Here is a 14764-nt window from a genome sequence, read left to right as displayed (position 1 = left end):
ACCGCAGGAAGCTCGGGCCCGCGCGAGCAGGTGTCGCGTTACGTACGGAGTGGCTGTGAGGCAGCCATGTCCGAACGGAGGAACGTAGTGAGTCCGGGATGTACCCAGCAGTCACCTCATGTCAACTATGAGTGACGTCACGTTCCGCTTCGAGCTGGTTCAGTACCAGCCGCGCCGTCTCGGTCGGGGTGCCGCCCACGCGCACTCCGACCGCCTCCAGGGCCTTCTTCTTCGCCTGGGCGGTGCCCGACGAGCCGGAGACTATGGCGCCCGCGTGCCCCATGGTCTTTCCTTCGGGCGCGGTGAAGCCGGCGATGTAGCCGACGACGGGCTTGGTGATGTGGTCACGGATGTACGTGGCCGCCCGTTCTTCGGCGTCGCCGCCGATCTCCCCGATGAGAACGATCAGTTCGGTGTCGGGGTCTTCCTGGAAGGCCGCCAGGCAGTCGATGTGGGTGGTGCCGACGACGGGGTCGCCGCCGATGCCGACACAGGTCGAGAAGCCGATGTCCCGCAGCTCGTACATGAGCTGGTAGGTGAGGGTGCCGGACTTGGAGACCAGGCCGATGCGGCCGGGCTTGGTGATGTCGGCGGGGATGATGCCCGCGTTCGACTCGCCGGGGCTGATCAGGCCGGGACAGTTGGGGCCGATGACGCGGGTGCCCTTGGCGGCGGCGTACGCGTTGAAGACCACGGAGTCGTGGACGGGGATGCCCTCGGTGATGACGACGGCGAGTCCGATCCCGGCGTCTGCGGCTTCCAGTACGGCGGCTTTGGCAAAGGCCGGTGGGACGAAGACGACGCTCACGTCCGCTCCGGTGGCCTCGATGCCTTCCCGCACCGACCCGAACACGGGTACGGCGCGATCGTCGAAGTCGACGGTCCGGCCCGCCTTGCGGGGGTTGACGCCGCCGACGACGTCGGTGCCGGCCTCAAGCATCCGCCGGGTGTGCTTCATGCCCTCGGCGCCGGTCATGCCCTGGACGAGGACCTTGGATTCCTTGCTGAGAAAGATGGCCATGTCCACTTCCTTCAGGCGGCGTTGGCGAGTTGGGCGGCACGGCGCGCGGCGCCGTCCATGGTGGTGGCCTGCTGCACCAGGGGGTGCGCACGGTCGTCGAGGATGGCGCGGCCGCGGACGGCGTTGTTGCCGTCGAGGCGGACCACCAGCGGTTTGGTGAGATGGACGGTGTCCAGGGCCTGCACGATGCCGTCGGCGACCGCGTCGCAGGCGGTGATCCCGCCGAAGACGTTGACGAAGACGGACTTCACGTCAGGATCGGAGAGGATCACGGACAGGCCGTCGGCCATGATCTGGGCGGAGGCGCCACCACCGATGTCGAGGAAGTTGGCCGGGCGGGCGCCGCAGCCGGCGACCACGTCGAGCGTCGACATGACCAGCCCCGCGCCGTTGCCGATGATGCCGACCTCGCCGGCGAGCTTGACGTAGTTGAGGCCCTTTGCGGCAGCCGCCGCCTCCAGCGGATCGTCGTGCCCGGTGTCCTGCTCTCCCCAACGCGCCTGCCGGAAGCGGGCATTGTCATCGAGGGTGACTTTGCCGTCCAGGGCCAGGATCTGCCCCTTGGCCGTACGGACGAGGGGGTTCACCTCGACGAGGACGGCGTCCTCGCGGATCAGCACCTGCCACAGCCGAACCAGGACGTCAACTGCCTGTGGTGGTAGGCCTGCTACCTGGATAATTTCGGTCGCCTTTGCGGACGTGACGCCCTCCGCAGGGTCGATCGGAATGCGCGCTACCGCTTCTGGCCTGGTGGCAGCCACTTCTTCGATCTCCATGCCGCCCTCGGCGGAGGCAATCGCGATGAATTGTCCGGCCGCTCTGTCGAGGACGTAAGAGACGTAGAACTCGCTCTCGATGTCCACCAGTTGGGCCAGCATCACGCTGCGGACCACGTGACCCTTGATGTCCATACCGAGGATCTGACGTGCCGTCAGTTCGGCTGCGGCCGGGTCCGCGGCGACTTTCACCCCGCCCGCCTTGCCGCGCCCGCCGATCTTCACCTGGGCCTTTACCACCACATTGCCACCCAGTCGACGGGCGATCTCGCGTGCCTCCCGGGGGGAGTCCGCGACCTCTGCCCGCGGCACCACGATGCCGTGTTCTTCGAAGAGTGCCCGCGCCTGGTGTTCGTACAGGTCCATCATCAGGCTCCTGTCTTAAAAGTGGTGCACGCCCCCTGGACATCACCCATCGGATGCGGGATAACAATCTTCATACAGTATCCGTCGACTGTATGCAATGTGCCGAGCGGGGCTCAGGACCTGCGACGCCGGGCGCTGGAAGCAACGGACAAGTGAGGTGACCTGTGACTACGAAGGCTCTAGAAGGCATCCGAGTCCTCGACATGACACATGTGCAGTCCGGCCCCTCGGCGACCCAGCTGCTGGCCTGGCTGGGTGCGGACGTCCTCAAGCTGGAGGCGCCGACCGGTGACATCACGCGTAGACAACTGCGCGACCTCCCGGACGTCGACTCCCTGTACTTCACGATGCTCAACAGCAACAAGCGCAGCATCACCCTCAACACCAAGACCGAACGCGGCAAGCAGATCCTCACCGAACTGATCAGCCGCTGTGACGTGATGGTCGAGAACTTCGGGCCCGGTGCCATCGACCGCATGGGCTTCAGCTGGGACCGCATCCGCGAGATCAACCCGCGCATCGTGTACGCGTCCATCAAGGGCTTCGGCGAAGGCCCGTACACCAACTACAAGGCGTACGAGGTCGTCGCCCAGGCCATGGGCGGGGCCATGGCGACCACGGGCTTCGAGGACGGCCCGCCACTGGCGACCGGCGCCCAGATCGGCGACTCGGGCACCGGCATCCACGCCGTGGCGGGGATCCTCGCGGCGCTGTTCCAACGAGAGAACACCGGCCGCGGCCAGCGGGTCAATGTGGCCATGCAGCATGCTGTGCTCAACCTCTGCCGGGTGAAGCTGCGCGATCAGCAGCGCCTGGCCCATGGTCCACTCGCCGAATATCCCAACGAGGACTTCGGCGACGAGGTTCCCAGGTCGGGGAACGCCTCCGGCGGCGGCCAGCCCGGCTGGGCGGTCAAATGCGCCCCCGGCGGCCCCAACGACTATGTGTACGTGATCGTCCAGCCCGTCGGCTGGAAGCCGATCACCGCACTCCTGGGCCGCCCCGAGCTGGCCGAGGACCCCGAGTGGGCCACCCCCGAGGCCCGGCTGCCCAAGCTGGAGAAGATGTTCCAGCTGATCGAGGAGTGGACCAGCACCCTCCCCAAGATGGTGGTGCTGGAGAGGCTCAACGCCCACCACATCCCCTGTGGCCCGATTCTGTCCACGAAGGAGATCATCGAGGACGCCTCGCTGGTCGCCAATGAGATGGTCGTCCGCGTGCCGCATCCCGAGCGGGGCGAGTTCGTGACCGTGGGCAGCCCGCTGAAGCTTTCCGACTCCCCTGTCGACGTGACCAGCCCGCCGCTGCTCGGCGAGCACAACGAAGAGGTCTACGTCGGCGAACTCGGCCTCGGTGACGAGGAGCTACGCCTCCTCAGGTCGAGCGGGGTGATCTGACGTGACCACCGACGCTTCCGGGATCGCGGTCATCCACGAGATGACCGTCCCGGTCCACGAGCGGGAGGCCCCTGCCTCCCCGTACACGACCGAGAAGCCCATGGCCGCACTCCGCGCGAAGTACCGCCGGGTGCGGACGGCAGGGCTGTTGGGGGGCGGGTTCATGACCTAATTCCGTGCGGGGGGACCCACGGTGCGCATTGGCCACCCCCGTGACCCGCAGGCGCACGAAAGGCATTTGGCAGGGGGCGCTGTCCAGATCTTTCGACGCAAGGGGTGCTCGAGCAAATGACAACCACTGATTTCACAAAGCCCGTCCCGTACAGGGAGGTGACGGACTCCAACGGCCGCAAGTACCGCATCGGGGAGACCGATCGGGACATCATGGGACGACCACGATGGACCATGGTGCTCTTCCCATGGCTGGGCATGATGGGCATCAGTTCCTCGGAGTACGCGTTCACCTCGGCCGAGGACACGCTGCACGAGGCCCATCTCTGGGACAGCGGGCACATCTTCTGGCTCATGGGTGTCTGGATCTTCTTCCAGGCAGCGGTCGCCTTCCCTGCCGGGCAACTCCGTGAGAGCGGAAGGCTGCCCGCGCGGTACGCCATGTTCCTCGGCGCGCTCGGCACGGTCCTGGGCTATCTGTCGCTCGCGTACGCACCGCATGTGATCGTCGCGTACATCGGGTTCGGCATGTTCAGCGGTATCGGAGCCGGTCTCGTCTACGCGACCTGCGTGAACATGGTCGGCAAGTGGTATCCGGAGCGCAAGGGCGGCAAGACCGGCCTGGTCAACGGCGGTTTCGCCTATGGCTCGGTGCCCTTCGTGTTCCTGTTCACGTCCTACATGGACCTGAGCAACTACAAGACCGTCCTGGTGGCGGTCGGTCTGATCTGCTGCACCGTCGTCGGCGTCTCGGGCTGGTTCTTCAAGGACCCGCCCAAGGGCTGGTGGCCGGCGCACGCCGACCCGCTGAAGGTCTCGGACGACCCGAGGGTCCGCAAGGCGCTGGCGAAGAACCCGCCGGCGGTGAAGCAGTACGTCCCGAGGGAGGCCATTCGTACACCCGTCCTCTGGATGATGTGGTTCTGCCTGCTCTGCACGGCCGGAATCAACATCTTCGGCATCGCAATGCAGGTGCCGTTCGGCAAGGACATGGGCTTCGCGGGCGGGATCGTGGCCACGGCGATGTCCCTGAAGGCCATCGTCAACGGCACCGGACGCGGCATCATCGGCTGGATATCCGACCAGGTCGGCCGCCGCAAGACACTGATCATCGTGTGTCTGGTACTGGGCACTGCCCAGTTCGGTGTGCTGGTCTCCGGCCAGATGGGCAGCATGCCGTTCTTCCTGTTCTGCTCCATGGTCTCCGGATTCGGCGGCGGCGCGATCTTCCCGCTGTTCGCAGCCATGACGGCTGACTACTTCGGCGAGGACAACAACGCCTCAAACTACGGAATCGTCTACAGCTCGAAGCTGATCTCGGGCCTCGTGGGCTCAGGCGTGGGCGCGCTGGTCGTCAATGCATGGGGCTACAACGGTGCATTCGCGATCGCCGGATCCATCGGTCTGATGTCCGCCGTGCTGGCGACGTTCCTCAAAGCTCCGGGCAGGCCCAAGCCGCAAAATGCCCGGCGAACAGTTCCCAACCCACAACCGCTTGGCGAGGAGATGGCGTAATGACGGCGGAACCAATCGCCGCGAAAGACTCGTCGGACAATTCCGACGCCTCGAACCGCGCATACCGTGAAGTCACCGATTCCCGGGGCCGTGTCTACCGGATCGGCGAAACGGACCGGGACATCCTGGGCCACTCACGGAAGTTCATGGTGTACCTGCCATGGATAGCCATGATGGCGATCAGCGTGTTCGAGTACGCGTACGGCTCGGCCGAGGACACCCTGTCCCACGGACATGGCTGGACGCAGAGCAACACCTTCTGGATTCTCAGCGTCTGGATCTTCTTCCAGGCCGGGATCGCCTTCCCCGCGGGCTGGATGCGGGAGAAGGGGATACTGACCGCCCGCAGGGCCATGTACACGGGGTCGGTCATGTGTCTGCTGGGCTTCCTCGCCCTGTCGCACCTCGACAACGTCGTCCTGGCCATCCTGGGCTTCGGTGTCATCGGGGGCGTCGGCTCCGGCCTGGTGTACGCGACCTGCATCAACATGGTCGGCAAGTGGTTCCCCGAGCGACGTGGTGCGAAGACAGGATTCGTCAACGGCGGATTCGCGTACGGCTCCCTGCCGTTCATCTTCATCTTCAACTACGCGTTCGACACGGCCAACTACCACCGTGTGCTGGACCTCATCGGCGTCTACATCATGGTCGTGGTACTGGCGACCGCGTTCTTCTTCAAGGACCCGCCGAAGAACTGGTGGCCCGCGGACATCGATCCGCTGACCTACGGCGCCTCCACGAAGGGCGCGGCCAGCCTCGCCAAGAACCCTCCCGCGGTGAAGCAGTACACACCCAAGGAGGCCATCAGGACCGGGATGCTCCCCCTGATGTGGATCGCACTCGTCATGACCGCGGGCGTATCCATATTCGGCATCTCCTTCCAGGTCGACTTCGCCAAGGAGGTGGGCTTCGGCCCCCTCGTGGCGGCGTCGTCGATGGGCGTCATGGCCGTCATCAACGGAATCGGCCGTGGAGTGGTGGGCTGGCTGTCCGACACCTTGGGCCGTAAGCAGACCCTGGTCTACGTCATCGTCGTCCTGGGTCTCGCGCAGTTCGGCGTGATCTGGGCCGGAGACATCAAGAGCGAGTGGCTGTTCCTGGTCTTCGCCTTCCTCTCCGGGTTCGGCGGCGGAGCCTTCTATCCGCTGTTCGCGGCTCTGACGCCGGACTACTTCGGCGAGAACTACAACGCCACCAACTACGGCCTTGTGTACAGCGGCAAGCTGATCAGCGGCCTGTTCGGTGGTGGTCTCGGCTCGATGGTGGTCGCCGCCTGGGGCTACAACGGCGCCTACGCGCTGGCCGGCGGCATCTCCATGGTGGCGGCGGCGATAGCACTGCTCCTTCGGCAGCCGGGGCAGAACAGCAAGGTGACCGCGTCTGCGCCACAGCCGCAACCGGTGGGCTGAGCAAGGAAGTACCGGTTGACCGAGCACGTACGACCGGCTGAGTAAGGGAGCCCTGACAACGGGCGGCCCTCCCCACGTTCTGACTCGCGGGGAGGGCCGCCCGTCTGTGTTGAGCGCGGCTGTGTGCCGGGCGCGGGTCCGGCTACCTGCGCTTCTTACGGAGGGCCGCGAGGTTGTCGTAACCGATCTTCGCGTACGTCAGCGACTGCGCGGGATCGGTTGAACTCGGGGCGTTGTCCTGCTCGACCATCGGGTTGTGGTAGTTCCTCTCGCCGACGCGCGAGAAGAACGTGGTGTAGTCGATGACGCCGGTACCGAACGGCACCATGTCGTATCCCATGCCGTTGGTGGTGTTGACAGTGCCGTCCTTCGCGTGGAACAGCGGGTAGCGCTTGTTGTTGCGGACGACGAGACCGGCGGGGTCGAAGACCTTCTCCTGGGTGGAGCCGTCGTGGGCGGTGTAGGTGTGGAACTTGTACTGGGCGACATGCGCCCAGAAGATGTCCATCTCGAGCCAGACGAGTTTCGGGTCCGTGACCTTCAGGAAGTACTCCAGCTTGCGGATGCCGGAGCTGCGGGTGGGGCGGCCCTGGGCGTCGAGCGGGCCCCCGTCGAGCAGGAATCCGTACGCCGCGTCGTGGTTGTGGGTGTACAGCTTGACGCCCTCACGGCGGGCGATCGCGCCGAGCGCGTTCCACTTGTCGGCCGCGACGTCCCAGTCGGCGCGGTAAGCGCTGCCGGTGGGGTCACCGCCGGTGCCCATGTGCGCGAGGCCCAGGATGTTGGCGATCTCCAGGTGCCGCTTGAAGGTGTCGAGGTCGGGTGTCGTGAGCGGCCAGGACGGGGGTATGTAGCCGTGGTTGCCCTGCGCCCGCAGGCCGTAGTCGTCGAGCCAGGAGCGCAGCAGTTTGGCGCCCGCCACTGACTCCAGGTCGGCGCCGCCCGGGGAGTTGGCGTGCTGGCCGTATCCGGCGAACTCCACCTGCCGGTAGCCGTATCGCGAGAGCTGCTTGAAGACCTCCCGGAAACCGGAGGGCAGATCGGTGGTGAGGGGGTCGCGGCCGGTGGCGTCACGGACGGTGTAGAGGATGATGCCGCGCCTGTTCGCCGGGACGAGGACCTCACCACGGTGGCCGCCGCCTCCAGGGCTCTGGGCCAGTGCCGGCGAGGCGCCGAAGACGGGTGCGGCGATCGCCGCGCTCGCGACGGCGGTGCAGGTGCTCAGAAAGCGGCGCCGGCCGACGCCGAGACTGCGGCGCAGGGCCTCGTCGGTGCCGTCGGCTCTGTCGGTTCCGGGAGTGTGCTGAAGGTCGGTCACGGGTGCCTCTTCTCCTGTTGTTGCAGGTCAGACGCGTGCGGGTCACTTCGCAGCACGCGTTGTCAGTGGCGCGTGCTTCACTTTCCGTAGTTGCTCGTCACGTCTTGTCACGGCTCGTCATGCGAGGCCGGCCAGGGTGAGGAGCAGGGATTTCACTTCGGTGGCCGCGACGCGGCCGGTGACTGTGCGGGGGGTGGAGCAGATGATGAGCGGACCGTCGTCGTCGCTCATGGGGAGGCGGCCGTGGCTGCCCCGAATAGGTGCCGGATCCAGCGGCACGACCGCCAAGCGGTAGCGCATGCCGAGCTTCTTGCGGGCCACCGCGCCCGCCGCCTTGACCTTCACATAGGGGTCGAGGGGGTCCATGAAGAGTTCGGCCGGGTCGTAGCCGGGTTTGCGGTGGATCTCGACGAGCTGTGCGAAGTCGGGCGCGCATGCGTCGTCGAGCCAGTAGTAGTACGTGAACCAGGCGTCCGGCTCCGCGACGGCGACGAGTTCGCCTGAGCGCGGATGGTCGAGGTGATGGGTCTTCTTGCCCTCGTCGTCGAGGAGTTGGTCGATGCCGGGCAGATCGGCGAGTGCCGCTTTCGTGGCCTCCAGGTCCTCGGGGCGGCGCACGTAGACATGGGCGATCTGGTGGTCGGCGACCGCGAAGGCGCGGGAGGCCATCGGGTCGAGGTACTCCATGCCGTCCTGCGTGTGCACTTCGAGGAGTCCGGCGCGGCGCAGGGCGCGGTTGATGTCGACGGGGCGGTTCACCCGGGTGATGCCGTACTCGGAGAGCGCGACGACGGTTCGGCCTTCGGCCTTCGCGTCGTCGAGAAGGGGGGCCATGGCCGCGTCGAGGTCCGCGGCCGCCTGGAGGGAGCGCGGGTCGTCGGGGCCGAAGCGCTGGAGGTCGTAGTCGAGGTGCGGGAGGTAGCAGAGGGTCAGGTCGGGGTGCCGGGTGTCGATGATGTGGCGGGTCGCGTCGATGATCCAGCGGCTGGAGACGAGGTCGGCGCCGGGACCCCAGAAGTGGAACAGCGGGAACACGCCGAATTTCTCGGTGAGTTCGTCGTGCAGGGCCGGGGGCCTGGTGTAGCAGTCGGGTTCCTTGCGGCCGTCGGCGTAGTAGACGGGACGGGGGGTGACGGTGAAGTCGGTGTCGGCGCCCATGGCGTACCACCAGCAGATATTGGCGACCGTATAGCCGGGGTGCGCGCGACGGGCGGCGTCCCACAGCTTGTCGCCCGAGACGAGGCCGTTGTGCTGACGCCACAGGAGTACGTCGCCGAGTTCGCGGAAGTACCAGCCGTTGCCGACGATCCCGTGCTCGGCGGGGTGGGTGCCGGTGAGGAAGGTGGACTGGGCGGCGCAGGTGACGGCGGGCAGGACGGTGCCGAGAGGGGCGCGGGAGCCGGACTGGCCGAGCGCCTTGAGGTGAGGCATGTGGTCGAGGAGACGGGGGGTGAGGCCTACGACGTCCAGGACGAGGAGCGGGGTGGGGCGGCCGGGGTGCTCCGGTGAGGTGCTCTCGGGTGCTGTGCTCACGGCAGCTCCTTGAGGCCGAGGTCGGTCAACAGGTCGCGGGCGAGGGTGAGTTCGGCAGCGATGCCGTCGACGAGCTGGGCTCGGCCGCGGGGACGCAGCTCGGGCGGGAGTGCCTGCCAGGTGTAGGTCTCGACCTCCAGATGGCGGGTGAGCGGGTGCGGGCCGCCGACCAGGCGGGTCAGGGCGGCGCGGAGTACAGGAAGGGTGGAGGTGAGGGGCGCGGCAGGGGCCGCGTGCAGGGGGACGTGGAAGTGGGCGCGCCAGGGTGCGGAGTCGGGCAGGGCGTCGCCGGCGAGGGCCTCGCCCAGGTCGTCGGTGCCGAACAGGCCGGCGGACGTCCGGGTCCGGGTCTGGTGCAGGAAACGGGGTTCGTCGAAGACGGCGAGGGCCGTGCGGACTTCGGGGAGATGGGGGTGTTCGGCGTGCAGGGCGGCTGAGAGCTGGGACTTGACGACGGGGACGCGGGCCTGGGCGAGGGCGTCCAGGGCGGTGTCCGGGTCTTCGAAGGAGGTGGCGAGGTGGCAGGTGTCGACGCAGATGCCGATGCGGTGGTGGCCGATGGCGGTGAGCGGGGCTATGGCGTCGTGCGTGGTCTCGACGGTGCAGCCGGGTTCCGGCTCCAGGCCGATGCGGATGGAGCGGCCGGTGAGCTCGTCCAGGGCGTCGAGTCGTTCGGCGAGAGTGGTCAGCGCGGCGCCGGCCGTTGCCGCCCGCCTGTCGTCGTACGCGGTGCGCCAGGCCAGCGGCAGGGTGGAGATGGTGCCCTCGGTGACGTCGTCGGGGAGCAGCTGGGCGAGGACGCGGGCCAGTGCGGTGGTGTGGGCGAGGCGTTCCGGGTCGGCCCAGTCCGGCTGGTAGACGCGGTACTTGACCTCTTCCGCGCCGAAGCCCTCGTACGGGAAGCCGTTGAGGGTGACGACCTCCAGTCCGCGGCGGTCGAGTTCGGTGCGCAGTCCGCGCAGTGCGGACGGGTCGGTGACCAGGGCGTGGGCGGCGTCCCTGGCGAGCCACAGGCCGATACCGAGGCGGTCGCGGCCGAGGCGCCGGCGGACGGGTTCGCAGTGGTCGCGGAGCTGGGCGAGGACCCCGTCGAGGGTTTCGGCGGGGTGGACGTTGGTGCAGTAGGCGAGGTGGACGGTCGAGCCGTCGGGGTGGCGGAAGCGCATCGTTCACTCCCCGCCGCGGAGGATGGAGTTGCCTTCGTGGGTGGCGTCGGGGGACGTGAGGTCGAGGTTCAGCCGGCCGCTGAGACCGTAGAAGGCCACGGGGTTGCGCCAGAGCACCCGGTCGACGTCGTCGTCGGTGAATCCGGCCGCCAGCAGGGCGTCGCCGACCCGGCGGGTCTTGAGGGGGTCGCTTTTCCCCCAGTCAGCGGCCGAGTTGACCAGCACCTTCTCCGGTCCGTACGCCCGCAGGATCGCGACCATCCGTTCTTCGTCCATCTTGGTGTCCGGATAGACGGAGAAGCCCAGCCAGCACCCGCTGTCCTTGGCCTCTTTGACGGTGGTCTCGTTGAGGTGGTCCACCAGGACGTGGTCCGGGGTCAGTGCGGACTCCCGGACCACGTCGAGGGTGCGGCGCAGGCCGGCCAGTTTGTCGCGGTGCGGGGTGTGGACGAGCGCGGGCAGCTCGTGGTCGGCGGCGAGCTGGAGCTGGGCGGCCAGGGCGGTGTCCTCGGCGGGGGTCATCGAGTCGTAGCCGATCTCGCCGACGGCCACGACCTGGTCCTTGACGAGATAGCGGGGCAGTTCGTCGAGGACGGGGACACAGCGGGGATCGTTCGCCTCCTTGGGGTTGAGGGCGAGCGTGCAGTGGTGGGCGATGCCGTGCTGGGCGGCGCGAAAGGGTTCCCAGCCGAGGAGCGAGTCGAAGTAGTCGAGGAAGGAGGCGGGAGAGGTGCGGGGCTGGCCGAGCCAGAAGGAGGGTTCGACGACTGCGCGGACGCCCGCGGCGTGCATGGCCTCGTAGTCGTCGGTGGTCCGTGACGTCATGTGGATGTGGGGGTCGAAGATGCGCATCAGGACTCCTTGCCGGACGTGCCGGATGGCCCGGGCGAGCCGGGGCTGCCGGACGTGCCAGTGGGGGTGGCGGTGGGGTCGGTCAGGGTCAGGACACGGTGCAGGTCCTCGGGTACGGGACGGCCCGCGGCGGTGCGTTCGTCGGCGTAGTCCGCGAGCATGCGGGCAAGTTCGGCGTCGGCGTGGGCGCGCCGGGGGAGCTCGGCCACCTCCTCGACGGGGACTCCGGTGAACAGGCACTTCAGCACGGCGTGGCGCCAGTTGTGGGGGTCGAGGTGGCGGGCGGCGTACGGGCCGACGGCGGCGGCGACGAGCCGGGTGTCGTTGGTGCGCAGGGCGTCCTCGACGAGGGGCAGGGCGTCCGGCCCCGCCACCAGGTGGGGCAGCGCGTGCAGGACGGCTCGGCGTTCGGCGGCGGTGCCCTGGCGGTAGACGCGGGTGAGGGCGTTCATGTCGGCGCGGGCGGTGTGCAGGAGGAGCACGCGGGCGGCGTCGGCGTGCTCGGGTCCGCACCGCCGGCCGGCTTCGGCTATCCGTAGCTCCCAGACGGAGATGGGGCCGTGGGCGCCGGGGTGGGCGGCGGCCTCGTCGAGTGCCTGGTCGAGCCAGGCGCGGGCGGCTCCGCCGAGGTGGGTGTTCAGGCGGGCGTACAGCTCGGCGACGGCGGGAGAGCTGGTGTCGCCGGCCGGTGCGTGGTTGCTCGGGTGCGGGTGGTTCACGGGATTCTCCCTTCGCGGCTGCGGGGGGTCTTCCGGGCCGCGTGGTGCAGGAATGGGAGGGACTGTTCGGCGTGGTAGGGGCCCGCGTGGGAGTGGCGGGGCAGTTCGACGACGGTGAGGGCCCGGTAGCCGGTGGCAGCCAGGGCTTCGAGTACGGGCGGGAAGTCGATCTCACCGTCCCCGAAGGGAAGGTGTTCGTGGACGCCACGCCGCATGTCCTCGATCTGGACATGACGCAGCCAGGGGGCGGCGGCGCGTACGCAGTCGGCGGGTGAGAGGGGTTCGAGGCACTGGCAGTGGCCGATGTCGAGGGTGAGGCCGAGGGCGGCCGGGTCGCCGAGTGCTCGGCGGAGGTGGTGGAAATCGGCGAGGGAGGAGAGCAGGTGGCCGGGCTCGGGTTCGACGGCCAGGGGGACTCCGGCGCGGGTGGCGGCGTCCAGCACGGGGGCGAGTGCCTCGGTGAGGCGCTTCCAGGCGGTGTCCTCGTCCGTGCCGGCCGGGGTGACTCCGCTGAAACAGTGCACGGCGTGGGCACCGAGGTCCGCGGCCACCCGTACGGCGCGGGTGAGCAGGTCCACGCGGCGGGCGCGGTCCTCCGGATCCGGGTCGAGGAGGGACGGGCCGTGTTTGCGCCGCGGATCGAGGACATAGCGGGCACCGGTCTCCACGGTGACCGTGAGGCCGAGCGCATCCAGTCTGCGGGCCACCTTGGCAGCGCGGGTGGCGAGTTCCGGGGCGAGCGGGTCGAGGTGCATGTGGTCGAGGGTCAGGCCGACTCCGTCGTAGCCGAGGTCGGCGAGCAGAGCGAGGGCGTCGTCGAGGCGGAGGTCGGCGAGACCGTTGGTTCCGTAACCGAATTTGAGGGGGTGGGGGGCCGCGGTGGGGCCGGTGTCCTGGTACGAGGTCGTGCGGGGCCGTGGGTGTGAGGGCGGGTGGGGCTCCGGATGTGCGGTCCGGTCGGGGCTCGGGGTCATGTGACGCTCACCTTCCTCGCGAACTTGCGGGCCGCCGGGGCGAGTGCGGCTGTCAGGAGAGCGGTGACCGGGGCGCCCGCGCGGGCGGCCAAGGCGGCCTGGAGGGGGATCATGGCGCGGATTCCGCCACCGACGGCTCGCTGGGTGAGCGGGGGTGAGGGGTTGAGCGCGGCGTGGAAGAGGGGGCGGGCGAAGGTCAGGGCATAGACGAGGGTGAGGGCTCCACGCAGGGCGGCTTCTGTGGTGTGCCGGGATGGGCCGGGGCGGGGCGCTGCTCCAGTGGGCGCGAGCCGGGGTGCGCCGACGGGAATTCGGCCGCGCCGCAGTTCCGGTGCCTCGATGAACGCTCGGCGGACCTGCAGGACCGGGGCCGCGATGGGCACACGGCCGATCCGCAGCACGGGAGCCTCCACGGACGCTCGGCCGATCCGCAGCACCGGAGCCTCCACGGACGCTTGGCCGATCCGCAGCACGGGGGCTGCGATGGGCGCTCGGTCGGATGTCGGCCCCGAGGCGTCAACACGCCCTGGGTGAGGGGGTGTCGGAGTGCCCCCGGCGTCCTGTGCCCGTACGGCCATGGGGCGGCGTCCCGGCTGTCCCGAGACTCCCCGGTCGCTCAGCAGCCCCCAGGCCAGCGCGCCCGTTGTGACCAGGGCGGCCAGCGGCGCAGCCGACGAACCGCCTTGGGTCTCCCCGCGGGACACCACCGTCACCGCGAAGGTGTGGGCGGCCAGGGTGAGTGCGGAGGGGAGGGCCAGGCGGACGGCGGTACGGCCAGGGGTGCTCGGGCCGGGGAGAGAAGCCATGGCCCGGGGTGCGGAACCGGTGGTGGTCGCGCCGAGGAGTACATCCAGGCCTCGGGCGGTGGCCATGGCCGCCGGGCCCGCGGAGGTCTGTTTGAGCACGAGGTCGTACGCCCAGATGGTGGCTGCGAGGGGTGCGGCGACCGCGAAGGAGCGGCCGCCCGCGCGGGCTGCCAGGGCGAGGCCTGCCGCCGTCAGCGCTCCGGCCGCCGCGAGCGCCGCGGCCGGGTGGATGCGGCCGGAGGGCAGCGGGCGGTGCGGGCGGTCCACGGCGTCCTCGGCGCGGTCGGCCCAGTCGTTGAGGGCCATACCGGCCTCGTACAGGCAGAGGGAGGAACCGATGGCGAGCAGGGTGCGGGAGTTGGGGCGGGCCCCGACCGCGGCGGCGCCGGTCAGCGCGTCCCCGGGGACGGTGAACAGGGCGGGCAGACGCAGCAGTTCGGCCCAGGCCCAGGCGCTGCCGGCCCTGGCACGGGCACCGGGCCGTGCCCCGGAACTGGCGCCGCCACCGACGCTGACACCCGCACCCGCACGAGCACCGGCGCTGACACCGGCCCTCGCCCCGGAACTTGCGTCGCCACCGGCACCAGCACCCGCACCAGGAGCACCCCCGTTGCCGGCGTCAGCCCTCGCCCCAGTACCGCCACTGCCACTGCCACTGCCACTGCCGCCGGCGCCGGCGCCGGCGCTGACACCCGCCCCCTTCAATCCATCCGACCCCGCCAACCCCAGCCACCGCACCAG

At 69.1% G+C, this 14764-nt stretch carries 13 protein-coding genes; 4 read left to right on the top strand and 9 right to left on the bottom strand.

Annotated features, from left to right (window positions below; translation table 11 throughout):
- Positions 1-121: 121 nt before the first annotated feature.
- Positions 122-1021, bottom strand: coding sequence for a succinate--CoA ligase subunit alpha (gene sucD, locus ACFYPC_RS05170; protein ID WP_388670959.1), 900 nt, complete (start codon positions 1019-1021; stop codon positions 122-124).
- 11 nt (positions 1022-1032) lie between these two features.
- Complete coding sequence (gene sucC, locus ACFYPC_RS05165; protein WP_388672014.1) at positions 1033-2163, bottom strand: ADP-forming succinate--CoA ligase subunit beta; 1131 nt, start codon at positions 2161-2163, stop codon at positions 1033-1035.
- Between the two features lie 164 nt (positions 2164-2327).
- Between sucC and frc the strand changes: the two genes are divergently transcribed.
- The 4 genes from frc to ACFYPC_RS05145 all read left to right on the top strand — a co-directional run bounded on the left by frc (position 2328) and on the right by ACFYPC_RS05145 (position 6655).
- On the top strand, positions 2328-3560 hold the full coding sequence (gene frc, locus ACFYPC_RS05160) for a formyl-CoA transferase (protein ID WP_388670955.1): 1233 nt from the start codon (positions 2328-2330) through the stop codon (positions 3558-3560).
- A 1-nt stretch (position 3561) separates the two neighbouring features.
- A complete protein-coding gene (locus ACFYPC_RS05155) occupies positions 3562-3732 on the top strand; it encodes a hypothetical protein (RefSeq protein ID WP_388670953.1) in 171 nt (56 codons plus the stop codon).
- A 116-nt stretch (positions 3733-3848) separates the two neighbouring features.
- On the top strand, positions 3849-5246 hold the full coding sequence (locus ACFYPC_RS05150) for an OFA family MFS transporter (protein ID WP_388670950.1): 1398 nt from the start codon (positions 3849-3851) through the stop codon (positions 5244-5246).
- The gene (locus ACFYPC_RS05145) at positions 5246-6655 is read left to right on the top strand and encodes an OFA family MFS transporter (RefSeq protein ID WP_388670947.1); all 1410 of its coding nucleotides are present in this window, start codon (positions 5246-5248) and stop codon (positions 6653-6655) included. Before ACFYPC_RS05150 ends, ACFYPC_RS05145 begins: the two co-directional genes overlap by 1 nt.
- Before the next feature lie 142 nt (positions 6656-6797).
- On the opposite strand, the gene ACFYPC_RS05140 is transcribed toward ACFYPC_RS05145, so the two are convergent.
- The 7 genes from ACFYPC_RS05140 to ACFYPC_RS05110 form a co-directional block, all read right to left on the bottom strand.
- Complete coding sequence (locus ACFYPC_RS05140) at positions 6798-7973, bottom strand: sugar phosphate isomerase/epimerase family protein (protein WP_388670944.1); 1176 nt, start codon at positions 7971-7973, stop codon at positions 6798-6800.
- A gap of 117 nt (positions 7974-8090) precedes the next feature.
- A complete protein-coding gene (locus ACFYPC_RS05135; protein WP_388670942.1) occupies positions 8091-9506 on the bottom strand; it encodes an alkaline phosphatase family protein in 1416 nt (471 codons plus the stop codon).
- Positions 9503-10672, bottom strand: a complete 1170-nt coding sequence (gene eboE, locus ACFYPC_RS05130; RefSeq protein WP_388670939.1) for a metabolite traffic protein EboE — start codon at positions 10670-10672, stop codon at positions 9503-9505. Before eboE ends, ACFYPC_RS05135 begins: the two co-directional genes overlap by 4 nt.
- A gap of 3 nt (positions 10673-10675) precedes the next feature.
- Positions 10676-11524, bottom strand: a complete 849-nt coding sequence (locus tag ACFYPC_RS05125) for a TatD family hydrolase (RefSeq protein ID WP_388670936.1) — start codon at positions 11522-11524, stop codon at positions 10676-10678.
- Positions 11524-12243, bottom strand: coding sequence for an EboA domain-containing protein (locus ACFYPC_RS05120; protein WP_388670933.1), 720 nt, complete (start codon positions 12241-12243; stop codon positions 11524-11526). The genes ACFYPC_RS05125 and ACFYPC_RS05120 overlap by 1 nt, the downstream gene beginning before the upstream one ends.
- Positions 12240-13217: a sugar phosphate isomerase/epimerase family protein gene (locus ACFYPC_RS05115; RefSeq protein ID WP_388670930.1), complete on the bottom strand. Its 978-nt coding sequence runs from the start codon at positions 13215-13217 to the stop codon at positions 12240-12242. The genes ACFYPC_RS05120 and ACFYPC_RS05115 overlap by 4 nt, the downstream gene beginning before the upstream one ends.
- Entirely contained in the window at positions 13214-14728 is a 1515-nt protein-coding gene (locus tag ACFYPC_RS05110) for an SCO3242 family prenyltransferase (RefSeq protein WP_388670927.1), read from the bottom strand. The genes ACFYPC_RS05115 and ACFYPC_RS05110 overlap by 4 nt, the downstream gene beginning before the upstream one ends.
- Positions 14729-14764 lie beyond the last annotated feature (36 nt).

Source organism: Streptomyces sp. NPDC005808 (genome assembly GCF_042871385.1).
In the GTDB taxonomy this organism is placed as follows: domain Bacteria; phylum Actinomycetota; class Actinomycetes; order Streptomycetales; family Streptomycetaceae; genus Streptomyces.
This window is presented reverse-complemented; position numbering and strand designations above follow the sequence as displayed.

Excerpts from the sequence above, each read along its gene's own strand:
- sucD (WP_388670959.1), bottom strand. The coding sequence starts at position 1,021 with ATGGCCATCTTTCTCAGCAAGGAATCCAAGGTCCTCGTCCAGGGCATG.
- sucC (WP_388672014.1), bottom strand. The coding sequence starts at position 2,163 with ATGGACCTGTACGAACACCAGGCGCGGGCACTCTTCGAAGAACACGGC.
- ACFYPC_RS05150 (WP_388670950.1), top strand. The coding sequence starts at position 3,849 with ATGACAACCACTGATTTCACAAAGCCCGTCCCGTACAGGGAGGTGACG.
- ACFYPC_RS05145 (WP_388670947.1), top strand. The coding sequence starts at position 5,246 with ATGACGGCGGAACCAATCGCCGCGAAAGACTCGTCGGACAATTCCGAC.
- eboE (WP_388670939.1), bottom strand. The coding sequence starts at position 10,672 with ATGCGCTTCCGCCACCCCGACGGCTCGACCGTCCACCTCGCCTACTGC.
- ACFYPC_RS05125 (WP_388670936.1), bottom strand. The coding sequence starts at position 11,524 with ATGCGCATCTTCGACCCCCACATCCACATGACGTCACGGACCACCGAC.
- ACFYPC_RS05115 (WP_388670930.1), bottom strand. The coding sequence starts at position 13,217 with ATGACCCCGAGCCCCGACCGGACCGCACATCCGGAGCCCCACCCGCCC.